Here is a 22,297-nt window from a genome sequence, read left to right as displayed (position 1 = left end):
CAGAAGCGTTTCAGGCAGTTCAAACACTCGCATCACTCCGTCTCAATATCGTGTTTGGACGTGTTCTTGGCGCACTCTGATGCTCGCAGGTGTTTTCAATCTTGCCATAATTGAATATGACCGGGCAAAAGTTTCAGGTCCGACCCGATTGCCTTCATCGGGATCCTTATGCGATCTTCTCTAGCTGTGGTGCGATATGCCGCGAAGTTGTCAAAACGCTGTTGCCAAATCGCAATGCTTGAAACATTTGCAAATGCGCAAATCCGCCTTTGGCAAGCGTGGTATTGAAATATACGGTAACGCTAGCGAACGCGCGGATTTCGCTCTGGGATCAAGAAGACGGGCAACACTATGAGCCTTGGCACAACCAATTCTAAACCGGACCGCGCGCCGCGTATCCTGTTTTACAGCCATGACACGTTCGGTCTGGGGCATTTGCGCCGGTCCCGCGCCTTGGCTGCGGCAATCACGCAGGCGGACCCAAGCGCCTCGGCGCTGATCCTGACGGGTTCACCCGTGGCAGGCCGTTTCACTTTTCCGCGCCGGGTTGACCATGTGCGCCTGCCCGGTGTGACCAAGCGTGCGGACGGCTCGTATGCCGCGCGCACAATCGGAATGGGGATCGACGAAGTAACCGAATTGCGTGCGGGATTGATCCAGACCGCGGTTCAGCAGTTCGACCCAGACGTGTTGGTGGTCGACAAGGAACCGACAGGGTTCCGGGGTGAGCTGTTGCCAACACTGAAATATCTCGAACGCCATTGCGGTACGAAACTGGTTCTGGGCCTGCGTGATGTGCTGGACGAACCCGAAGTGCTGGCCGCCGAATGGGCACGCAAAGAAGCCATCGAAGCGACCGAGCGGTTCTATCATGAGATCTGGGTTTACGGATCACAGTCGATCTACGATCCGACGCAAGGATTGCGGCTGAGCGCGTCAGCGCGATCGCGTATTCACTGGACGGGATATCTGCGCCGCGATCTCGGCCCGGTCGGGGAACCGCCTCAGCAACCTTATATCCTGATCACACCCGGCGGCGGTGGCGATGGTAAGGCGCTGGTCAACCTTGTGCTGTCCGCCTACGAGAAAGACCCAGACCTGTCGCCGCGTGCCGTGTTGGTCTATGGCCCATTCCTGTCGGGTGAATTGCGCAACGATTTCGAAGCACGGGTTGCCGCATTGAATGGTCGCGTAACTGCGGTTGGATTTGAATCGCAGATCGAAACGCTGTTTGCAGGGGCCGAAGGCGTGGTCTGCATGGGTGGATACAACACGTTTTGCGAGGTTTTGTCCTTCGACAAACGGGCCGTCATTGTTCCACGCACCACACCTCGTCTGGAACAGTGGATAAGGGCCTCACGCGCGGAAGAGCTGGGGCTGGTCAAGATGCTGGACGAACGACGCGACAGCCTGACACCCGACGCAATGATCCGTGCCATCCGCAATCTGCCGCACCAATCTGTGCCGTCGCATGCCATCCAAAGTGGATTGCTGGACGGTTTGGACTATGTCACCGACCGCATTGACAGCCTGCTGACACGGGAACAGAAACGAGCCACTGGATGAACTCGGCCTCTCCCAATCTGGCGGTTGTGGTCAAAGGCTGGCCGCGACTGTCCGAAACATTTATCGCTCAGGAACTTGTTGCCTTGCAGGAAGCCGGGCACCGATTTGACATCTGGTCTCTGCGCCGTCCGACCGACACCAAACGTCACCCTTTGCACGATCGATTCTTGGGGCAGGTTCGCTATCTGCCGGAATACCTGCATGAGGAGCCACAGCGGGTGTGGGCGGCCCGCACTGCCGCCCAAGACCTGCCCGGCTATGCCGAGGCCTACAAGATCTGGCGGCACGACCTGCGCCGCGATCCCACGCCGAACCGCATCCGCCGGTTTGGGCAAGCATGTGTTCTGGCCGCCGAGTTACCCGCCCAGACGCAGGGGCTCTATGCCCATTTCATGCACACCCCCTCGTCCGTCGCCCGATATGCGGCCATCATGCGCGGTCTGCCATGGAGCTTTTCCGCCCATGCCAAGGATATCTGGACCTCACCGGACTGGGAAAAGCGTGAAAAGCTGCAGGCTGCAACATATGGGGCCGCTTTCGGAGCCACCTGCACGGCAATCGGCGCGGAACACCTGCGCAGCCTCGCTGATGACCCCAACCGCGTGGACCTTATCTATCATGGCCTGGACCTGTCGCGCTTCCCCGAACCGCCAAAGCGCAGGATACGCGCCGCTGGCGATCCGTTTCACATGATTTCCGTTGGGCGGCTGGTTGAAAAGAAGGGCTTTGACCGCCTTATTGCGGCCTTCACGCTGCTGCCGGAAAACCTGGACTGGCATTGGACCCACATTGGCGGCGGGGGTCTTGGGGACTCACTACACAAACAGGTGCGCGCTGCTGGTATCGTGGACCGCATCACCTGGAGGGGGGCCTGCGATCAGCCCGAGGTGATCGAAGCCATGCGCAAGGCCGACCTGTTTGTTTTGCCCAGCCGTGTTGCTGCGGACGGGGACCGGGATGGATTGCCGAACGTGTTGATGGAGGCCGCATCGCAGCAGTTGCCAATTCTGTCGACACCGGTTTCGGCCATCCCGGAATTCATCCAATCCGGAACGCATGGCGTGCTGTCTGATGACGACCCGGCTGCATTGGCTTCGGCCATTTCAGCTTTGGCCGCTGATCCGGAAACGGCAGCATCTATGGCGCGTGCAGCCTATGACCGCCTGATTGCAGATTTTCGAATGGAACCCGGTATTTTACGGCTGTCGGCACGGCTGAAAACCCTGAGCATGGAAGACGCGTAATGGCGCGGGTCGCGTTTTATGCGCCAATGAAATCCCCCGGCAGCCAGATACCCTCGGGCGACCGCGAAATGGCGCGAAACCTTATGCTCGGCTTGGCGGCGCAAGGGGATAAGATCGAACTGGCCTCGGACCTGCGCATCTACGACAAGATCGGAGACCGGGACCTACAGCGAACCCTTGTTCGCGCGGCTGAGATTGAAGCGCAGCGGCTGAGCGCCGAATTGCCCTTTGATACAGATCTGTGGGTGACTTATCACAATTACTACAAAGCACCCGACTTGCTGGGCCCCAAGGTCTGCCAGGCGCGCGGCATCCCATATGTGCAACTGGAAAGCACGCGCGCATCAAGCAGGCTGAACGGGCCGTGGGCCGATTTTGCCCAAGCGGCGCATCAGGCGTGTGATGCAGCGGATATCATATTCTACCACACAGCCAATGACCTGATTACGTTGGAACGGGACCGTTTTGGCAAGCAGGCACTGGTTGAATTGCCGCCATTTCTGCCTGAAACCGGGTTGCCTGTGGCTACGACCGGGGACGGCCCCATGCTGGCTGTCGGAATGATGCGGCATGGGGACAAGCTGGCGTCCTACTGGATTTTGGCCGAGGCCCTTTCGCACCTGACATGTGACTGGCGCCTGAACATCGCGGGGGACGGTCCGGCGCGGCCTGAAGTCGAAACCCTGATGGCGCCATTCGGAAGCCGGGTGCACTTTCTGGGCCAGCTCGACCGGGCGGCCTTGCAGAATACCTACCAACGCGCGTCCCTGCTTGTCTGGCCCGGTGTGAACGAAGCCTATGGGATGGTCTATCTTGAGGCGCAGGCGACAGGCCTGCCCGTGGTCGCACAGGATCGTCCCGGCGTTCGGGACGTGCTGGCACCTGCGGTTTACCCACCGGTTGAAGCTGGGGCCAGAGGGCTTGCCGATCACATGCAAAACCTGCTTGAGGATACCGCGCAGCGCCACGCGCTTGGGGAGAATGCGCGCAGCTATGTGGCCCGGCGTCATCTTATACCTCAGGCGACCGCGCGGTTGTGGGCGCATCTACGGCCCTTGTTGAAGGATGTATCATGACCCGTCTTGCACTACTTCGCCACGGGCATACCCACTGGAACCGCGCGGGGCGCATTCAGGGGCGCAGCGATATTCCGCTGGATGACGACGCGCGGTCTGAGCTGGCCGGGTATCGCTTGCCTGATCCATGGGCCGCCGCCGATATCTGGTCCAGCCCCTTGCTGCGCGCCAGCGAGACGGCACGCATCGTGTCTGGGCGCGCCCCGAAAACCTCGGACGCGCTGATAGAAATGAATTGGGGCGACTGGGAAGGACTTCGAGGCGTCGACCTGATCGCCGATGAAACCAGCGGGTATCGCCATATCGAAGACTGGAGTTGGGATTTTCGCCCGCCTGACGGTGAAAGCCCTGCCGAGGTCTGGACCAGGCTGCACCCCTGGGTGTCCGGGCTGCGGCAGGATACAGTCGCGGTCTGCCATATTGGCATCATGCGGGTCATTCTCGCCCAGGCGTGGCGCTGGGATTTTGATGGTCCCGCCCCCTTCAAGATCAAGCGCAATCGGCTGTATATCGTCGATATGAATACGATGACCGCAGATCCGGACCCTGTTCGCTTGATCAAACATGGGCCGCTGCCATGAAGGTGATGATCGTTGTCACGCACCTGTTGGGAACAGGGCATCTGAGCCGGGCTCTGACATTGGGCCGGGCCTTCCGGGATGACGGTCACGAGGTCATGGTCGTCTCGGGCGGGATGCCTGCGCCTCAACTAGACAGCAGCGGGCTAACCCTGTTCGGTTTGCCACCGCTCAGATCGGATGGAGCCAATTTCACGCGGCTTCTGACTGAAAGCGGTGCCGAGGCCGATGCTGATTATCATCGCGCGCGCGTGACAGCCATGGTGCAGGCGGTAAACAGCTTTCAGCCGCAAATCCTGATAACCGAGCTTTTCCCCTTTGGCCGCCGGTCGCTGGCAGCGGAATTCGACGCGAGCCTGAATGCGGCACGGGCCCTGCCTCAGCCTCCGGTCATCCTGGGATCGATCCGCGATATTCTGGCCCCGCCATCCAAACCTGCCAAGGCCCAGCGTACCGAAGATATCGTCACCCGCTTTTATGACGGCATTCTTGTTCACTCGACCGAAAGTGTCACGCCGCTTTCGGTCAGTTGGCCGGTGTCGGACCGATTGGCGGAACGGCTGCATTATACCGGCTTTGTGGCGCCGGAACTGCCTCTACCGCATCCGCAGTCCGTTGGGCAGGGCGAAATCCTTGTCAGCGCCGGCGGCGGTTCTGTGGGGCAACCGATCTTTCGCGCGGCCATCGAGGCCGCCCGCCAGATGCCCAACAGGCGCTGGCGCCTGTTGATCGGCGGGACGGATGCCAAGGCAAGGATCGCAGAGCTGTCCCAACTGGCTGAAGAAACCTCGGCAATTCTGGAACCTGTGCGCCCCGATTTTCGCCAGATGCTGCCCCATGCAGCGGCATCGGTCAGCATGTGCGGCTACAACACCGCCATGGATATTCTGCAAAGCGGAACACCCGCTGTTTTTGTCCCATTCGATGATGGCAAAGAGGTTGAACAGGGGCTGCGTGGGCAAAGCCTGTCGAGTTTGCCAGCCATCGAGGTGCTTCTCAGCCGAACCCTGAGCGGGCAGGCGTTGGCGCAGGCCGTAGAGCGCGTCATTTCAGATGGACCCCGCGCGCAGCAGGACTTCGGATTTGATGGCGCGGCCCAAACCGTGGAGATCGCCAAGCACCTGCTGGAACGGCGTAAATGAACCCGGACTGGCACCCACTTGAGGTCGAGCTGACCCATTGGCATGCAGCGGGCCTTTCGTTGCCGTTGTGGTGGCGAGACGATGACGCGATCGACCCGACACCACAGTTGGACCGGCTGTCCGATCTGGCCACGCAGTTAGGCCTGCCGGTGCATCTGGCTGTCATTCCGCACGGGGCAACCGCTGCGCTGGCCGACTATGTTGCGCACGGCGAAACTCTCATCCCTGTGGTCCACGGTTGGTCCCACACGAACCATGCGCCCGCCGGTGAGAAGAAAGCCGAGTTTCGTCTCAACCGTCCGTTGGACCAGGTTGTCGCGGATGCCGCGGCAGGATTGTCACGCCTTGGCGCCTTGTTCGGCAACACCCTGCGGCCGATGTTTATCCCTCCGTGGAACCGCATTGCACCAGAAGTCATCGAACATCTTCCATCGCTGGGGTATCGCGTTCTTTCAACGGCAACGCCCCGCAGAACAAAAATGGCGGCAGCGGGGCTTGAGCAGGTCAACACACATCTTGACCCGATTGACTGGCGGGGTTCATGCGGTCTGATCTCTCCGGACCGCCTGATCGCACAGACAGTTAACCTCCTGCGGGACAGGCGCGAAGGCCGCGCAGACAACGCCGAGCCTTTTGGAGTATTGACCCATCACCTGGTCCATGATCAGGACATCTGGGCCTTTACCGAGGCGTTGCTGAAACATCTGCTGGACGGTCCTGCCACACCCTGGGTCGCACCAAAGAACGAGTGAGGACATCGTCATGAGCCGACTGGATTCCATGCTGCGCCGACTGACGGCCCAACGTGACGGGCTGAACTGGGCAGCCGAACAGATCAGTGGCCAGCCCGGCGATGTGCTGGATATGGGTTTGGGCAATGGTCGCACCTATGACCACCTGCGAGAAATTCTGCCGCACCGCCGGATCTGGGTGATGGATCGTGTGCTGCAATGCCATCCCGAAAGCACCCCACCGGCCGAAGATTTCCTGCAAGGCGAAGCTGAACCCATGCTGCGGAAACTGATGGCCGAGGGGCACAAGATCGCGTTGGCGCATTATGATTTCGGACGCGGCATCAAACACGAAGATGTGGCCGAGGCCGCGCGCCTCAGCCCGTTGATCGCGCAAGTGATGCAGCCCGGTGGGTTGTTGATTTCCGGCCAGCCCCTTGTCGGCATCAACCAGATCAAAGGGCCCGAGACGATCGCGCCGGACCGTTACCTGTTCTATACGGCCTGATCACGCCACACGGCGACCGCGCGCCCAAACCGAGTTGAGGGCTGGCACACCCGCGCGCATCCGGAAACGGATAACATCGGCGCGGGCATTGGCGCGCAACTCGCCACGATCCTCCAGCCTGGCCGCCTGCGCCGGGGCCAATGTGACGGTCTTCATTCCACGCGCCATATCGCCCCACATTTGACCCAGCATGACCGCAGACAATAACAAGGCCGACGGCACGTAATCCGAGGACATTACGTCCAGATGCCCAAGCTCGGCCAATTCGCGGGCCGCAACATTGCCGGAATGAGAGCCACCGCGTACAACGTTTGGCGCACCCATCATAACCTTGATACCATGTTCATGACACGCCCGTGCGGCCTCCACCGTTGTGGGAAACTCAGCCAGCCGAATGCCGTGACCTGCCGAGACCTTCACCTGATCTTCGGTCGTATCGTCATGACTGGCAAGAACGGCCCCAAATCGGCGCGCGGCCTTGACGGTTTCGACCTCGTGCACATCGCCGTTGCGATCACGTAGGCTTTTCAGCTGAGCCACATGCTGAAAGAACGTATCATCGTCCATTGCATATTTGCCCTTCAGAAAGGATTCCAGCTTGCCCATGTCGCGAAACTGACGCTGGCCGGGGGTGTGATCCATGATGGACACAAGGCCGACCCTATCCTCGGGTCCAAACTCGTCCAGTTCTTCGATCAGTGTCTCGGAACACACCTCTGCCCGCAAATGCAGGAAATGGCTGATCTTAAGCGCATCCTGCTCGCGCAGTTCCCACAACTCCCGCGACAGGCCGCGGGTATATTTTCCGTACCGTCCGGCGCCGGACGGGATTGAACCAACCCGCATCGCATCGAACACACTTGTTATCCCCACGCTGGCCAGTTCCGCGTCATGGGCCAGAATGGCGGCGGCATGGGGCCAATGTACATTGGGGCGCGGCTGAATATGGCGTTCAAGATTATCCGTGTGCAACTCGACAAGACCGGGGCTGACATAGTCGCCTTCGCAGTCTATCGCACCTGCGGGAACTGCACTCCCGGTGTCAATTTCGATGATAGTGTCATCCACAATTCGAACACAGCCGGTGACAGTTTCATTCGGCAACACAAGCGTGGCATTGGCAAGGATCAAGTCTTCTGTCATCTGAACTTCACACAATCTGAGGTATTGGAAGGCCACTTAATAGGAGGCCAATGTGACATTCACGCGATACGCGATCTATTTTGCGCCGCCCGCCGGGGCGGCCTGGACGGATTTTGCGACCAGCTGGCTGGGCTGGGACATGGAAAAGGGAATGCAGGTCGCGCATCCGATCATAGGTGGCATCGACATTGCCTCCGTCACAGATGTGCCACGCAAATACGGGCTGCACGCGACATTGAAACCGCCGTTCCGGTTGCGCGATGGCCTGACCTTTGACGCATTGCACCAGGCGTGCATAGCACTGGCTGCAAACCGGCAGCCCATCACACTCGATGGTCTGGAAATTGCCCGCCTTGGCCGGTTTCTGGCCCTGTGCCCGCTGGGTGAAACGCAGGCGTTGAATGCGCTGGCCGCGGCCTGTGTTCGCAACCTCGACCGGTGTCGCGCACCTGCCACTCAGGCTGAACTGACGCGCCGCCGCGCTGCCGGGCTGACCCCCGAGCAGGACGCTAATCTGACCCAATGGGGCTATCCCTACGTGCTGGACGCGTTTCGATTTCACATCACGCTGAGCGGCAAACTGGACAAGCCGACCCTCAGGGCAACGCAAGAAGCACTGCAAACCCATCTGAGCCCTTTGCTGCCACAGCCCTTCCAGATCACTGATCTTGCCCTGATGGGCGAGACGGAAGATGGGTGGTTTCACCTGATCCATCGCTACGCGCTTTCCAGTTGAAGGCGGCGCAGGATTTCGGCGACCGTGTCTTCCAGCGCGCCGGAATTGTCGACTTCGATGACCCGGTTCAGACCATCCGGCAACTCCGCGTTGGCGCGACACAGCCGCCGCGCCTGCTCGTCTGCGCTTTCCCGTCCCCGCGCGGACAGGCGCCGCGCCAAAACTCCGGCATTTGCCGTCAGAGAGATCACGATCAGGTCTCCAAACACCTTCTGCGCCTGTAAAAGAACCCGGCGAGAAAGATTGACCAGAACCGCATTCGCCCCCTGACGCTGTCGCAAAATCTCAGCAGGGATTCCGTAGAACAGACCATGCGCGGGCCAGCTCAGCGCGAAAGCGCCTGCCTGTTCCATCTGCTGGAATTCTGCGACCGAAACCCGGTCGAAATCCTCGCCTTCTTCGCCTGCGGGGCGGGTGATCACCCTTCGCACCCGCCGGGCGCCGCGCACCTGTGCCTCCAACGCTTTCATAACACTGTCTTTGCCGACGCCCGAGGGGCCAACAATCGCTATGACAGGGGCAACTGTCATGCCACCAGTCCCGGCGTGAAGTCGGCGACATTGACTTCGCGGTCACAGACACGCTCACGTGCATCGAGGTCGTGGAATATCCCGACAATCGCCGCGCCACGCCCTTTTGCCTCTTCAATCAGCGACAACACGGTTTCGCGGTTCTGCGCATCCAGGCTTGCCGTCGGTTCGTCCAGCAACATCACCGGGTAGTCATGGGCAAAGCCACGTGCAATGTTCACCCGCTGCTGTTCCCCGCCTGAAAAGGTTGTGGGGCTCAGGGTCCACAAGCGCTCAGGAATGTTCAGCCGCTTCAACAACCCGGCGGATTTCTCCAGCGCTTCTGTCCTGTCGCAACCGACGGCCAGCAAAGGCTCTGCCACAACGTCCAGCGTCGGCACCCGCGGCACGACCCGCAGGAATTGACTGACATAGCCCAGCGTTTCCCGGCGGAGGGTCAAGATCTGGCGCGGCTCGGCTTTTGCCACGTCCAGACCTCCTACCAACACCTGACCAGAGGCCGCCAGGTAATTGCCATAAATCACGCGCATCAGCGTGGACTTGCCCGCGCCTGACGTCCCCGTCAAAGCAACGCACTCACTCGGTTCAACCTTAAGCGACGCGTCTTCCATCACCGGGATAACGGCACCGCCCTGATTGTGCAGGGTAAAGCTTTTGCTCACATTGATCAGTTCAATCATTGCTTCACCTTTTCCCAAATACTCAAACCTGCAGAACGCTGGACACAAGCAGCTGCGTATAGGCGTGTTGAGGATCATCCAGCACCTGATCGGTCAGCCCGGCCTCAACCACATGACCATCCTTCATCACCATCAGCCGATCGGCCAGCAGGCGCACTACGGCAAGGTCATGGGTCACGATGATCGCGCTCAGCCCCATTTCACGCACCAAGCCGCGCAAGAGGTCCAGCAACCGCGCCTGAACCGAGACATCCAGCCCCCCGGTCGGTTCGTCCATGAATACCAGCCTCGGACCGGTCACCAGATTGCGGGCAATCTGCAAACGTTGCTGCATTCCGCCCGAAAACGCGGTGGGCCGGTCATCAACGCGGGCCGCCTCGATCTCGACCCGACCCAGCCAGTCAATGGCCTTGTCTCGGATGTCACCATAGTGGCGCTCGCCCACGGCCATCAGCCGTTCACCAATATTGCCTCCGGCACTAACTGACATCCGCAGCCCGTCACGTGCATGCTGATGCACAAAGGCCCAATCGGTACGGCTCAGCATCCGGCGTTCGGGCTCCGACATGGTCACCGTATCCACTGGCCCATTCGCGCGCGTGTCAAAGATCACTTGCCCTGCATCAGGAACCAGATGACCGGCCAGACAATTCAGCAGGGTCGACTTGCCCGAGCCACTTTCACCCACGATCCCCATCACCTCTCCGGGATAGAGATCAAAAGTCACATCCGTGCATCCGATCCGCGCACCATAGAGCTTTTCGATGCCCTTGGCCTGCAACAGGGCGGTCATGCCGCGTTCTCCTCGGCCAGTCGGCCCATATGGCCCGCTTCGCGGCGCGACCGGCAATAATCAGTGTCCGAACAGACAAACATTCGGTTGCCCGCATCATCCATGATGACTTCATCCAGATAGCTATCCTCGGCCCCGCACAGGTCACAGGGATGATCGGCCTTGGTGGCCTCGAACGGGTAATCCTCGAAGTCCAGGCTCACGACCCTGGTATGTGGCGGCACTGCGTAGATGCGCTGCTCGCGCCCGGCACCGAACAGCTGGATTGCATCCATTTCAAGCTTCGGGTTGTCGAATTTCGGGATCGGGGACGGGTCCATCACATAGCGGCTAGACACTTTCACCGGATAGGCGTAAGCGGTCGAGATCGCCCCGTGCTGGCTGATATCCTCATATAGCTTCACATGCATCAGCCCATATTCTTCTAGGCTGTGCATCTTGCGTGTCTCGGTCTCGCGCGGTTCGAGGAAGCGCAGAGGTTCCGGGATCGGCACTTGATAAACGATGATCTGATCTTCGCGCAACTTTGCCTCGGGGATGCGGTGGCGGGTCTGGATCACCGTCGCCTTCTCGGTTTCCTCGGTCGTCTCCACACCTGCGGTCTTTTCAAAGAACTTGCGGATCGACACCGCGTTGGTCGTGTCATCCGCACCCTGATCGATGACCTTGAGCGTATCCTCAGGCGTCAGCGCCGCGGCCGAGACCTGCACCCCTCCGGTGCCCCAGCCATAAGGCATCGGCATTTCACGGCTGGCAAAGGGCACCTGATACCCCGGAATAGCGAGGCCCTTCAGGATGGCCCTGCGGATCATCCGTTTGGTTTGTTCGTCTAGATAGGCGAAGTTGTAGTCAGACATGGGTCAACTCCGGCTCATGCGCAGAAGGATCGCACCCGCAAGGGTCAGCGCGGTTGAGGCGACCTTTTTCAGGTCGAGCCTTTCGTTTAGGAAGGTCACGCCGATGATCAGTGCAAAGATGATCGAACACTCGCGCAAGGCAGTGACCAACGCGATGGGCGCTTGGGTGAAAGCCCAGACAACCAGAACATAGGCGGTGAATGAGGCCGCGCCGCCAAGGACCGCCAGCCGCCAAAGGCTGGCTGCCCGCCGCAACAACCCCGGTCGCGCAACCCGCGCCACCAGGGCAAAGCCCAGCGCATTCGCCGCCGTCAGCGTGCCGAAGAAGCCCAGCGCTGTTCCCGCAATGCGCGCGCCTTGTCCGTCGACGATGGAATAGGCGGCGATGAACAACCCAGTGATCAGCGCCAGCCCTGCAGCAGCCATATTGAAATTGCCATCCGCGCGCCGCACCAGCGCGATCGAGGCTATCCCGACCGAGACCATTGCCATCGCCAATAGCTCGGCCTGGCTGAACGTAACCCCAAAGAACAGCGCCGTACCAAGCGCAACCAAGAGCGGCGAGGCACCGCGTGCGATCGGGTAGACCTGGGTCAGGTCGCCGATCTTGTAGGCCTGAATCAGAAACAGCTGATAGCCCAGATGCAGCCCGATGCCTGCCAGCAGGTAGGGCCAGCACGTCCAATCGAGCGGCTGGGCAAACGGCAGAAGAAGGAGGCCGGACAACCCCTGCCCCATCACCACAGCCGTCATCGCGGCGCTTTTGTCCGACCCACCCTTGACCAACGCGTTCCACGTGGCGTGCAGCAGCGCTGCCAGCATTACCACCAGAAAGACAAACCCGCTCATTCCGCAGCCTCCTTTGACGTGATCCGCGCGTCAGCCTCGCGGCGCAGTTTGCGGACCAGTTCAAGCTCGGACTGGAAATCCACGTAATGCGGCAGCTTGATGTGTTCGAGAAAACCGGTCGCCTGAATGTTGTCCGCGTGGCTCAGAACAAATTCTTCATCCTGCGCAGGCGCGCCCAGATAGTCTTCGCCCAGTTCCTTCCACCGCAGCGCGCGATCAACCAAAGCCATCGCGATGGCCTTTCGTTCGGATTGACCAAAGACCAGACCATAACCGCGCGTGAACTGAGGCGGCTCGGTTTTTGAACCCTTGAACTGGTTCACCGTCTCACACTCGGTCAGTTCGACCTCGCCGATATCGATGGTAAACCCCAACTCAGGGATGTCCATTTCAACCGCAACCTTGCCGATCCGCAATTCACCCACAAACGCGTGGTTGCGCGCGTAACCGCGTTGGGTGGAATAGGCCATGCCCAGCACGAAACCCTCATCTCCGCGTGTCAGCGATTGCAGGCGCAACGGGCGACTGGCAGGGAATTCCATCGGTTCGCGCGTCAGGTCGCCGGGGGGTTCATCACTTGCCGGTTCGTCCTGAATGAGGTCCTCGTCCTTCAGGAATTCGGTGATATGCGGCGTCGGTTCCTGCCGTGCAGGACCTTCCGGAGCATTCGGGACATCACCATTCGCGGCCAGTTTGAAATCCAGCAAACGGTGCGTATAGTCGAAAGTCGGCCCCAGAACCTGCCCTCCGGGCGCATCCTTGAACGTGGCCGAAATCCGGCGGTCGCAGGCCATCTCACCCGTTTCGACCGGATTGGAGTAGCCAAAACGCGGCAGCGTCGTGCGGTAGGCGCGGATCAGAAAGATCGCCTCGATCAGATCGCCCCGCGCCTGCTTGATCGCCAGCGCAACCAGGTCGGGGTCATATAGCGAACCTTCCGCCATGACCCGGTTCACTGCAAGGCTCAGCTGTTCCCGGATCTGCGCAAGGCTCAGTTCAGCCACATCGGTCGCACCCCGGCGCTCTTCGGCCAGCCAGGCATGGGCGTTCTCGATGGCTTTTTCGCCCCCTTTGACAGCAACATACATCGCTTAGGTCTCCGACGTGATCTGCGTGCTGCGGGGCAGGGCCGCAACCCTGTTGCCACAGGTAAAAAAGAAATCGCACCCCAGAGGATAGAGCATCGCATTCCCCTGAAGCGCCGGAACATCCGGCAGCGACAAGCACGCGGTCTTTTTGATGCCGGGGCCGCTCAGAACGGCACCGCACTGCTCTAGCCGGTCGCATTCCACAATCAGGGTTGCAGAACGATCCGGGTATTCCGGCGTTCCGATGCGATAGGCGTTAAGCGGTCCCAATGCGTTCCATGTGCCAACGGCAAAATCAGCCTTTGCTGCGGATACGAGCGGTGCGCCCGAGTGGAAAGTCAGCCAATTGCGGATTGCTTCGGTATCGGTGCCTCCGGCCAGATGAACCCTGGTCTCGGGGTCGCACAACGTCAGCAGCAGTGTACCAGCCGCCACGGACAGGGGCGCTGGGGGTTCGCCGCCCGACAGGACACGTATGTAGCCCGGGCGCGCCATAACGGTCATCGCAGCGCGGAACGCATGTGCGGCATCGACAGGTGCGTTTTCAAAGCCCCCGGAAAACTGTGTTTGCGCGGCCATCAATCTTCCCCCCGAACCAGCGTGAAAAACTCAACCTTGGTGGCCGCTGCCTTGGCCGCGCGTGTGCTTTTGACCGCCTGCATTTGTTGCTGAAGCGGGTCGAGCAGCCGCGCCTGTACCTCATCTGCCGCCGCGGTCTGCATCATCGCATCAATCATCGCTGCGGCTTCGGCCTTGGGTTTCGACCTGCCCTGAACATAACCGTGACCAACCGTTCCATCCTGCAACACCACAGAACAGCGCGTGACCGTCATTTCGCCCATATTGAACGGCGCTCCGGTACCACCGGTGCGACCGCGCACCATCACGCTCCCGACCTCGGGACGGCGCAGCCAGTCAAAGCTCGGGCGGGTCTCAATCCCATCCCACAAGGTCATCAGGGTGTCGTCAGGTGCACGGGCCAGCAAACTCATCCAATCCCTGCGCGCCCCGGTCGCGATTTCTGTCTGATCTGTCATCAAAGCCTCTTGGCCGGGTTGTCTATTTGAACTATACAACTAGACAAATATTAGCCTGCGTGCGCGCAACACGCAATCTCCAACTGTGTGAAGATTTGATGACATGAGCAAAACGCCGATCTGGAAAAGCATCGCCTTGCGCCTGACCTCGGACATTGCCGAAGGGCGGTATCAAACCAGTGACCGCCTGCCGACCGAAGCGCAGCTGGCCGCCAAATACGGTGTCAATCGCCACACAGTGCGGCGCGCATTGGCCGACATGTCGGAACAAGGTCTGGTTCATGCCCGGCGCGGTGCGGGCGTTTTTGTGGCCGCGCGGCCAACCGACTATCCGATTGGCAAAAGGGTTCGATATCACAAGAACGTCTCGGCCAGCGGCAAGATACCGGGAAAGAAAATTCTGGCCCTGACGACACGCGCGGCAGATGAAGCCGAGGCCGAAGCACTGGGTCTGAGCAAAGGCGACCCGGTGCATGTCTATGACGGGTTATCGCTGGCGGATGGGCAGCCCATAGCCGTTTTTCAAAGCGTCTTCCCGGCAGAACGCTTTCCAAACCTGTTACAGGCGCTGACCGAGACCCAGTCAGTAACAAAAGCCCTGCAACGCAGCGGTATCGCGGACTACACCCGCATCTCGACCCGATTGACCGCGCGCGGCGCGACAGCAACGCAAGCCCTTCACCTGCAACTGTCCGAAGGTGCCCCCGTGTTGTTTTCGGTCGGCATCAACGCGGACCCGGACGGCAGACCCGTCGAATATGGCCGAACCGTATTTGCTGGTGAGCGTGTCACGCTGACGCTGAACGAAGAGTAAACCACAACCCCTGCCGCTCGACCTCGACCTACTGCCGGGGGTCGCATCCCGTTGGGCATGGTGCGAAAATCGGTTCAGCTGCCTTTCGGGTCAGCATTATTCTGAATATGGGATGAACGGTAATGGAATAAGCTCTGTGACGCTTCTTCAAACGGTTGCGCCGCACTGAACCGAGCTGTTTTCTTGTCACTCCAAACCCGGTTCAGGGCAACAGGAACGGTTTGGGGTCGGGCGTGCGCGGCCAGCGCTTTTTACCCGCCTTACCCTCGATCAGACGACGGCGCAGCCAGCCCGAAAACCAATCCATCAGCATCACCATCAGAATGATCAGGATGATGTAATAGGCGACCTCTTCCCAGTCTTTCTGCGTGATGATTGCCTGCGTCAGCAGTAACCCAATGCCGCCGCCCGTGATTGCACCGATCACCGTCGCACTGCGGGTGTTGGATTCGAGGAAATACAAAAGCTGGCTCAGCAAAACGGGCGTAACCTGAGGGATAACGCCAAACCGATACCGTTGCGGGGCGTTTGCACCCGTGGACTGCACACCTTCGATCTGCTTCTGATCCACATTTTCCAACGCTTCCGAGAAGATCTTGCCGAATGTTCCGGTGTCCGTCACCAGAATGGCAAGCGCACCGGTCAATGGGCCGGGACCAAAGGCGCGAGCCAGAACCACAGTCCAGATCAACGCATCCACGCCGCGCACAAAGTCGAATACACGGCGCGTAGCAAAGCGGATGGATGTTATCCGGTTGAAATTGCGCGTCGCAAGGAAGGCCAATGGCAGGGCCACAATCGCCGCGCCAAACGTGCCCAGAAATGCCATCAGCATCGTCTCGAAGATGGCCCAGGCCACATCCTGATGGCGCCACATCTTGTTGGTCCAGAAATCATTAAAGATCGCGCCCGCCTCGCCCGACGCCGCGAGTCTGGCCAGTTCCGGGAAGGACTTGCCGAAATAAGGGCTGTCCAGCGTGAACCAGAATAATTCCCAACCTGTGAAATAGCGAAACACCTCGGACCGGTTGCGGGTGACAGTCAAACGACCTGCGTCCGTGGTCACAGACAGCCGGTTTTTAGAGACGTTGATCCACTCAGGAACTTCGCCCTCCGGCAACTCCGTCTGTACACCGGCCGAACGCGTTGGTGTTGCGCGAATGGTGCCATAGCCGGGAATGTCATATTCCACCGTCTGCGAACCGAAACGCACGACATGGCCCTTTTCAAGGTCGATCACAGTTGTCTCGCCCAGCGCCACCCACTCCGGGGCCTGCCCTTCAGGATATGCCCCCTTGCGCTCACCCTCGATGGCGGCTGAAACTTCACCGGTGCGATTATCCCGCGCGATATGCGTTTTGTAGCTATAGCTGTCAGCCACCAGCGTCTTGCCATTTGCCCAGTTTGCGCGCCCCACAAGGCCCGACACGTCAAAAACAAAAAAGACATAGATCAGATAGACGAAAACCAGAGCAGGCAACCCGAAGTTCATCAGCCTCTTGCGGTTGAACAAGCGATCTGCTTCGGCTTTGAGGTCATCGACAGTCAGATTGGTTGCGAAGGTGCTCATGCCAAAGCTCCTTTTTCCGAGCCATGGGTCAGACGGTCGCGCAGGTAGCCAGACAGCTGGTCGACGACCACGATTGTCACGAACAGAAGGATGAAGATGGCCGCGGCTTCGTCATAACGCCCCTGCCCCCAGGACATGGCATTGCGAAGCTCGTAACCCAGACCGCCTGCCCCAACAAATCCAAGAATGGCCGAGGCACGGATGTTGATCTCGAACCGCAGCAGCGCGTAGCTGACATAGTTCGGCCCGACCTGCGGAATCACCCCCAGATACATCCGCTGTGACCAGTTGGCACCCACGGAATGCAGCCCATCCACCGGTTTCAGCGAGGCGTTCTCGTTCACCTCGGAAAACAGTTTGCCTAATGCGCCAGCAGTGTGAATCGCGATGGCGATCATCGCGGGAACCGGGCCACCGCCCAGAATGAAGATCAGAACCAACGCAATTACGATCTCGGGAATGGCGCGGCAGATGTCTGATATTCGGCGAAACAGCGGGATCAATGACGGCCACAGCGCCATGCCGCGTGTCGACATCAGGGCGAAAAACGTTCCGACAATTGTGCCGACAAGCGTCGCCGCCGCCGCGATGTTGATTGTCTCGACCAGGGCTGGGAAGAACGAGACCAGATTGGCTGGCATTTCGGCAATCTTTTCCCCCGCTTCGGACAGAACCTCTTTGGGGTAATCAAGGATACGGTGCCAGCCATCGACAAAGCTGCCGGCATTCCGATTGTCGGCTGTGCGAAACCCTGCCGCCATCAACGACAGGAACAGGATCAGGAGGATACCACCATAGACCCGCTTGCGCCGTGTCATCGCTGTATAGTCGTTGCGGATCTGATCGACGGATAAGGACCCTGCGGTAAGGTCTGTCATGGAATGCTCCTGAAGGGAAAACGGGGTCCGGTACATCGCCAGACCCCGATCATTGGATATGCAGTCTTAGTTGGACTTCAGCTTGCGCGCTTCTATGATGACCTCGTAGGCCTCATGCGTGATAGGATCAAAGCTCTTGGCCTCACCCGCGGCCACGCCGTAGAAACATTCGCGGTCTTTTTCATCCAGCGTGTTCCACAATTCGGTAACCTGAGCTTTGACATCCTCGGGCAGAGCCTTGCGCAGTACAACCGGACCTTCCGGGATCGGTGCCGATTTCCAGATCTGGACCAGATCGTTCATGTCGACCAGACCAGCATCCACAGCGCGGCGCAGTGCGCCCGACTGATAGCCGTCTTCCCACTCGCCGAGACCATCGGCCCAGGTCACACCGCCATCTACGTCACCGTTGTTCACCGCAACGATGGTCTGCTCGTGACCGCCGGTGAATTTCACCTCAGCAAAATAGTCACCCGACTCCATGGTTGCTCCGGTGGCCTGGGGAATCTCAATCGACGGGATCAGATAACCCGAGGTCGAATTCGGGTCGCCAAAGCCGAAAACCTTGCCCTTCATGTCCTCAAGTGAGGTGATGCCGCTGTCCTTGTGTGCAAACCCAACCGAGTAATAGCCGTAGCCGCCATCGGTGTTCACCTTGACCAGTACCGGCTCAACCGCGTCGGGGTCGCTCAGATAGGTTTTGGCATAGCCCGACGCACCCAGCCAGGCGACATCAATCGTGCCGCCCAGCAGCCCCTGAATCACTCCGTTATAGTCGGCAGGGGCAAACAGTTTGGTCGGAACGCCCAACAGTTCTTCGGTGTATTCGCGCAGACACTCGTTTTTGCTCATCCGGTCCTGAGCGTTCTCGCCACCCAGAATGCCGATGCGGAATTCGCTGATTTCTTCGGCCATGACCGGTGCAGCCAGTGTTGTGGATGCGACCAAGGCAGCAATCAGTTTTTTCATCTGTCTCTCTCCAGTTTGATAACCCCGGCCTCTCACCGGGCCGGGCGATGAAAGGGGTTGGGATGGCTCAGATGGTTGCTTCTGCTTCCATCAGCGCCTTTCGCGTGGCGTCGAGCGTTTCGATTTCCGTTGATGTCGCTTCTTCCGAGAAGCTGGCATCGGCGCCATAGATCTCGCGGGCGACGCCTGTGGTCAGTTGCTCGGGCAGCCCATCGAAGACGATGCGCCCGTCGCGCATCCCAACCACGCGGTCGCAATAGCGACGTGCTGTGTCCAGCGTGTGCAGGTTGGCGATGACGGTACGGCCATCTTCTTCGTGGATGCGGCGCAGCGCCTGCATCACCACCTGTGCATTCATCGGGTCCAGCGAGGCAATTGGTTCATCCGCCAGAATAATCCTCGGGTCCTGCATCAGCGCCCGCGCAATCGCCACGCGCTGTTGCTGGCCGCCCGACAAGGCCTCGGCCCGTTTCGGAGCGTGTTCCGCAATTCCCAACCGGTCCAGAATGTCGATGGCACGGTGAATTTCATCCATCGGGAACAGGTTGAACATAGCGGCCAGCGTCGAATGACGGTTGAGCGTGCCATGCAGCACGTTCGAAACCACATCCATGCGCGGCACCAGGTTGAACTGTTGGAAGATCATCGCGCAATCAGCCTGCCAGGCGCGTTTCTCACGGCCTTTCAGTTGGGTGATGTCCCGACCCTCAAACAGGATTTCGCCTTCGCTGGCATCCGTCAGGCGGTTAATCATCCGCAGCAGGCTGGACTTACCCGCGCCCGACCGTCCGATGATCCCGATCATGCACGGCCTGTCCACATCCAGCGTCGCGGCATTCACGGCAACATTGTCACCAAAGCGTTTGGTCAGTTTCTTGATACGCAGCACGTGCCACCCCCAATTCGTGTTGGCGGACTGCTACAGATGCCGTTCAAAGGATATGTGTCAGCGTAGTGAAAGTTTTGTAACGCCCCGGCGCGCGGGGGGTATCCATCGCTCCGCCTCACGGGTATACGCATCCGCGACTCTTCAGCTGACACGAGGCCAATATGAGCTTTGACCGCACCATCAAGATCGCGCCGTCCATTCTGTCCGCCGACTTTGCCAATTTCGGGCAGGAAATTCAGGCCATCGAAGCGCAGGGCGCGGATTGGGTCCATGTTGACGTAATGGACGGCCATTTCGTCCCGAACCTGACCTTTGGCCCGCCAGCCGTCAAAGCCTTCCGCCCGCATGTAAAGACGGTCATGGACGTGCACCTGATGATCACGCCGGTCGATCCATACATTCAGGCCTACGCTGATGCAGGCGCTGACATTCTGACCGCGCATGTCGAGGCGGGGGCCCACACCCACCGCACGCTGCAAGCAATCCGCGCCGCAGGCATGAAGGCAGGCGTCGCCTTGAACCCGGGCACCCCGGCTGAGGCGGTCGAACACCTGCTGGACCTCACCGATCTGGTCTGCGTCATGACCGTGAACCCCGGCTTTGGTGGCCAGAAGTTCATCGACATGACCAGCAAGATCCGCAAATTGCGCCAGATGATCGGTGACCGCCCGGTGCATATCGAGATCGACGGCGGTGTTGATCCCCAGACAGCACCCCTTGTTGCCGCAGTGGGGGCTGATGTGCTGGTCGCAGGGTCGGCTGTCTTCAAGGGCGGTTCGGTGGATCAACCCGAGGTATACGGTCAGAACATCCGGGCCGTTCGGGCAGCGGCGGAAACCTCTCTGGGCTAAAACTGGCGTCCGTTTATTAGCACGCTGGAATTCACTTATTTTAAAGCTCAGCCGGTTTCGACTAACGCAGAAACGGGCTGAGATTTTTCAACCGCGCTTGCGGCAATGCCAAACGCTGAGCCAAATCAACATCCCCATCCAAAAGCGCGCGGCAAATCTCTCCCTCCAACTCATCTGCGATACGTAGCAACAAAAGGGCAGCTTCAGTGGCAGTTTCGGGTTGGCCGATAGCAGTTTTCGGGTGCAAATTATTTGTCGACATCTGTGGCATTATCTTCAGTCCCGGTTAGCCTCGCGATTGAGCTTACCCGTTCACGAACAACGGCACCGTTGACTTATCGTTGTTATATCGTTGAATTTTAACACAACGATGGAGGCCTGCATGAGGCAATGGGAATTAAATCCAGACGATGGCACACTTTCATCGGACCAGGGTAATTCCTCAGTGTCACCCAAAGCATCCGAAGTTCTGGCCTTTATGATTTCTCAGACAGGCGTCGTTCTGTCCAAGGAAGAAATTCTAGCGGCGGTCTGGCAGGATTTGAACGTGAACCCGGATCTGGTACGGGAATACATCTTTGAAATCCGAAAAGCGCTCGGCGATAGCGCCAAAAATCCGCTCTATCTAGAGACCGTGGGGCGACGTGGCTTCCGCCTATTGGGCGCGATATCCATAAAACCGGATGAAGAGCCAAGCTCAGGCAACGGAGTTCCAAATGGTCAACCGTCCTCTTTGCCGCCAGTAAAGTTCTGTCGTTCCTATGACGGAACATCCATAGCTCATACCGTTTCTGGTGAAGGTTATCCTTTGCTGATCTCAGGAAGCTGGATGACACATCTAGAGCAAGACTGGCAAAGCCCAGCTTTTGGCGACTATATTCGACACCTTTCACAACATTTCTCTGTCATCCGTTATGATCAGCGCGGAAATGGGATGTCTCAATGGAAAGATGTCGACATCAGCTTTGACCGCATGGTCGATGACATGGAAGTTGTCGTCGACGCCTACGGCTTTAAAAACGTGGCAGTTTTGGGATTGTCACAGGGTGCGTCCGTTTCGGTGGCATATGCTCTTCGACATCCCGAACGCATTTCCCACCTTATCCTCAGCGGGGGGTATCCGCGGGGACGCAGACAACGTGGAAATGAAGTTGAATTTGAAGAAAGCGAAGCCCTCGTAAAACTGATCCGTACCAGTTGGGGTAACGATAACCCGGCAATCCGCCAAATTTTGACAACGATGTTCATGCCGGATGCCACCAAAGAAGAAACACAATGGTTCAACGAATTTCAGAAGCTTTGCGGGCCAGCTGAAAATATTGCCCAATTTCGCGCGATGTTTGACGATATTAACGTAATCGATATGTTGCCGGATGTCACAGTACCGACTTTGGTGCTCCACAGTGATATGGACGCTGTGGCACCACTTTCTGAGGGGAAGCTGCTGGCCTCAGAAATCCCAAACGCGTCATTTGTCCAACTAAGCAGTCCGAACCATTTACTTTTTGAGACCGAACCGGACTTTTCCAGAATGATGAAAAATATAAACGATTTTATCCGAACCTGAGAAAACCCTACGATCTATTGCATTCATCACACTCTTAGGGACAACAAGCGCATAGCGACAGAAAAAGGGCGCCCCGAAGGGCGCCCTTTCCGTTGGTTCATTCGCTTGTGCGAATTATTCAGTAATCTTCGACACGACGCCGGCGCCGACGGTGCGGCCGCCTTCGCGGATGGCGAAGCGCAGGCCCTGCTCCATCGCGAT

The 22,297-nt window shown here is 58.9% G+C and carries 25 protein-coding genes; 11 read left to right on the top strand and 14 right to left on the bottom strand.

Translation table 11 applies throughout. The features are described from left to right. The first annotated feature begins 351 nt into the window (after nucleotides 1-351). From AC2FNC_RS08305 to AC2FNC_RS08275, 7 genes are read left to right on the top strand one after another with little or no spacing between them, the layout of a single operon-like run. Entirely contained in the window at nucleotides 352-1,566 is a 1,215-nt protein-coding gene (locus tag AC2FNC_RS08305) for a glycosyltransferase family protein (RefSeq protein ID WP_480473823.1), read from the top strand. Continuing rightward, a complete protein-coding gene (locus AC2FNC_RS08300) occupies nucleotides 1,563-2,810 on the top strand; it encodes a glycosyltransferase family 4 protein (RefSeq protein ID WP_480605114.1) in 1,248 nt (415 codons plus the stop codon). The genes AC2FNC_RS08305 and AC2FNC_RS08300 overlap by 4 nt, the downstream gene beginning before the upstream one ends. After that, on the top strand, nucleotides 2,810-3,886 hold the full coding sequence (locus AC2FNC_RS08295; RefSeq protein WP_496715037.1) for a glycosyltransferase family 4 protein: 1,077 nt from the start codon (nucleotides 2,810-2,812) through the stop codon (nucleotides 3,884-3,886). Before AC2FNC_RS08300 ends, AC2FNC_RS08295 begins: the two co-directional genes overlap by 1 nt. Continuing rightward, nucleotides 3,883-4,467 (top strand): histidine phosphatase family protein, encoded by a 585-nt coding sequence (locus AC2FNC_RS08290; protein WP_496715036.1) that lies wholly within the window; start codon nucleotides 3,883-3,885, stop codon nucleotides 4,465-4,467. Before AC2FNC_RS08295 ends, AC2FNC_RS08290 begins: the two co-directional genes overlap by 4 nt. After that, a complete protein-coding gene (locus tag AC2FNC_RS08285; protein ID WP_496715035.1) occupies nucleotides 4,464-5,606 on the top strand; it encodes a glycosyltransferase family protein in 1,143 nt (380 codons plus the stop codon). Before AC2FNC_RS08290 ends, AC2FNC_RS08285 begins: the two co-directional genes overlap by 4 nt. Further along, complete coding sequence (locus AC2FNC_RS08280) at nucleotides 5,603-6,358, top strand: polysaccharide deacetylase family protein (protein WP_480554560.1); 756 nt, start codon at nucleotides 5,603-5,605, stop codon at nucleotides 6,356-6,358. The genes AC2FNC_RS08285 and AC2FNC_RS08280 overlap by 4 nt, the downstream gene beginning before the upstream one ends. A gap of 10 nt (nucleotides 6,359-6,368) precedes the next feature. Next, nucleotides 6,369-6,845, top strand: a complete 477-nt coding sequence (locus AC2FNC_RS08275) for a class I SAM-dependent methyltransferase (protein ID WP_480554561.1) — start codon at nucleotides 6,369-6,371, stop codon at nucleotides 6,843-6,845. Here the strand turns inward: AC2FNC_RS08275 and AC2FNC_RS08270 are convergent, their stop codons facing one another. Then, on the bottom strand, nucleotides 6,846-7,988 hold the full coding sequence (locus tag AC2FNC_RS08270) for an alpha-D-ribose 1-methylphosphonate 5-triphosphate diphosphatase (protein ID WP_496715034.1): 1,143 nt from the start codon (nucleotides 7,986-7,988) through the stop codon (nucleotides 6,846-6,848). Nucleotides 7,989-8,040: 52 nt separating this feature from the next. Here AC2FNC_RS08270 and AC2FNC_RS08265 point away from each other — a divergent pair, with 52 nt between their 5' ends. Then, on the top strand, nucleotides 8,041-8,724 hold the full coding sequence (locus tag AC2FNC_RS08265) for a DUF1045 domain-containing protein (protein WP_480605123.1): 684 nt from the start codon (nucleotides 8,041-8,043) through the stop codon (nucleotides 8,722-8,724). On the opposite strand, the gene phnN is transcribed toward AC2FNC_RS08265, so the two are convergent. The 8 genes from phnN to phnG are packed head-to-tail and all read right to left on the bottom strand — an operon-like array spanning nucleotide 8,706 to nucleotide 14,558. After that, complete coding sequence (gene phnN, locus AC2FNC_RS08260) at nucleotides 8,706-9,254, bottom strand: phosphonate metabolism protein/1,5-bisphosphokinase (PRPP-forming) PhnN (RefSeq protein ID WP_480605125.1); 549 nt, start codon at nucleotides 9,252-9,254, stop codon at nucleotides 8,706-8,708. The genes AC2FNC_RS08265 and phnN overlap by 19 nt on opposite strands. Continuing rightward, complete coding sequence (gene phnL, locus AC2FNC_RS08255) at nucleotides 9,251-9,934, bottom strand: phosphonate C-P lyase system protein PhnL (RefSeq protein WP_480605126.1); 684 nt, start codon at nucleotides 9,932-9,934, stop codon at nucleotides 9,251-9,253. The genes phnN and phnL overlap by 4 nt, the downstream gene beginning before the upstream one ends. A 22-nt stretch (nucleotides 9,935-9,956) precedes the next feature. Further along, nucleotides 9,957-10,727 (bottom strand): phosphonate C-P lyase system protein PhnK, encoded by a 771-nt coding sequence (gene phnK / locus AC2FNC_RS08250; RefSeq protein ID WP_480518663.1) that lies wholly within the window; start codon nucleotides 10,725-10,727, stop codon nucleotides 9,957-9,959. Next, entirely contained in the window at nucleotides 10,724-11,584 is an 861-nt protein-coding gene (locus AC2FNC_RS08245) for an alpha-D-ribose 1-methylphosphonate 5-phosphate C-P-lyase PhnJ (RefSeq protein ID WP_480605128.1), read from the bottom strand. The genes phnK and AC2FNC_RS08245 overlap by 4 nt, the downstream gene beginning before the upstream one ends. Nucleotides 11,585-11,587: 3 nt before the next feature. After that, nucleotides 11,588-12,433: an EamA family transporter gene (locus tag AC2FNC_RS08240; RefSeq protein WP_496715032.1), complete on the bottom strand. Its 846-nt coding sequence runs from the start codon at nucleotides 12,431-12,433 to the stop codon at nucleotides 11,588-11,590. Next, nucleotides 12,430-13,521, bottom strand: coding sequence for a carbon-phosphorus lyase complex subunit (locus tag AC2FNC_RS08235; protein WP_480870837.1), 1,092 nt, complete (start codon nucleotides 13,519-13,521; stop codon nucleotides 12,430-12,432). Before AC2FNC_RS08235 ends, AC2FNC_RS08240 begins: the two co-directional genes overlap by 4 nt. A 3-nt stretch (nucleotides 13,522-13,524) precedes the next feature. Beyond that, nucleotides 13,525-14,100 carry a phosphonate C-P lyase system protein PhnH gene (phnH, locus tag AC2FNC_RS08230; protein ID WP_480622836.1) on the bottom strand — a complete coding sequence of 192 codons (576 nt, stop codon included), beginning with the start codon at nucleotides 14,098-14,100 and terminating at the stop codon, nucleotides 13,525-13,527. Continuing rightward, the gene (gene phnG, locus AC2FNC_RS08225; RefSeq protein WP_480622837.1) at nucleotides 14,100-14,558 is read right to left on the bottom strand and encodes a phosphonate C-P lyase system protein PhnG; all 459 of its coding nucleotides are present in this window, start codon (nucleotides 14,556-14,558) and stop codon (nucleotides 14,100-14,102) included. The genes phnH and phnG overlap by 1 nt, the downstream gene beginning before the upstream one ends. Nucleotides 14,559-14,661: 103 nt before the next feature. Here phnG and phnF point away from each other — a divergent pair, with 103 nt between their 5' ends. After that, nucleotides 14,662-15,372 carry a phosphonate metabolism transcriptional regulator PhnF gene (gene phnF, locus AC2FNC_RS08220; RefSeq protein WP_480518651.1) on the top strand — a complete coding sequence of 237 codons (711 nt, stop codon included), beginning with the start codon at nucleotides 14,662-14,664 and terminating at the stop codon, nucleotides 15,370-15,372. A 202-nt stretch (nucleotides 15,373-15,574) separates the two neighbouring features. Here phnF and phnE (AC2FNC_RS08215) read toward each other — a convergent pair whose 3' ends face one another. The 4 genes from phnE (AC2FNC_RS08215) to phnC form a co-directional block, all read right to left on the bottom strand. Beyond that, nucleotides 15,575-16,942, bottom strand: coding sequence for a phosphonate ABC transporter, permease protein PhnE (gene phnE, locus AC2FNC_RS08215; RefSeq protein WP_480518649.1), 1,368 nt, complete (start codon nucleotides 16,940-16,942; stop codon nucleotides 15,575-15,577). Next, nucleotides 16,939-17,820 carry a phosphonate ABC transporter, permease protein PhnE gene (phnE, locus tag AC2FNC_RS08210; RefSeq protein WP_480518647.1) on the bottom strand — a complete coding sequence of 294 codons (882 nt, stop codon included), beginning with the start codon at nucleotides 17,818-17,820 and terminating at the stop codon, nucleotides 16,939-16,941. Before phnE (AC2FNC_RS08210) ends, phnE (AC2FNC_RS08215) begins: the two co-directional genes overlap by 4 nt. A 66-nt stretch (nucleotides 17,821-17,886) precedes the next feature. Continuing rightward, a complete protein-coding gene (gene phnD, locus AC2FNC_RS08205; RefSeq protein WP_480473844.1) occupies nucleotides 17,887-18,789 on the bottom strand; it encodes a phosphonate ABC transporter substrate-binding protein in 903 nt (300 codons plus the stop codon). 67 nt (nucleotides 18,790-18,856) lie between these two features. Beyond that, a complete protein-coding gene (gene phnC / locus AC2FNC_RS08200; RefSeq protein WP_480554577.1) occupies nucleotides 18,857-19,678 on the bottom strand; it encodes a phosphonate ABC transporter ATP-binding protein in 822 nt (273 codons plus the stop codon). Nucleotides 19,679-19,839: 161 nt separating this feature from the next. Between phnC and rpe the strand changes: the two genes are divergently transcribed. Together rpe and AC2FNC_RS08190 are read left to right on the top strand one after the other, a co-directional pair. After that, entirely contained in the window at nucleotides 19,840-20,529 is a 690-nt protein-coding gene (gene rpe / locus AC2FNC_RS08195; RefSeq protein ID WP_480554578.1) for a ribulose-phosphate 3-epimerase, read from the top strand. 382 nt (nucleotides 20,530-20,911) lie between these two features. Then, the gene (locus tag AC2FNC_RS08190) at nucleotides 20,912-22,096 is read left to right on the top strand and encodes an alpha/beta hydrolase (RefSeq protein ID WP_480554579.1); all 1,185 of its coding nucleotides are present in this window, start codon (nucleotides 20,912-20,914) and stop codon (nucleotides 22,094-22,096) included. A 114-nt stretch (nucleotides 22,097-22,210) separates the two neighbouring features. Here the strand turns inward: AC2FNC_RS08190 and AC2FNC_RS08185 are convergent. Continuing rightward, nucleotides 22,211-22,297: EF-Tu C-terminal domain-related protein (locus AC2FNC_RS08185; protein WP_370001509.1), on the bottom strand; the 87-nt coding region annotated here is incomplete at its 5' end.

It is taken from the genome of Ruegeria sp. BHSA123 (assembly GCF_059613425.1).
The sequence above is the reverse complement of the archived record's forward strand: the minus strand, read 5'-3'. Positions and strand labels throughout refer to the sequence as shown.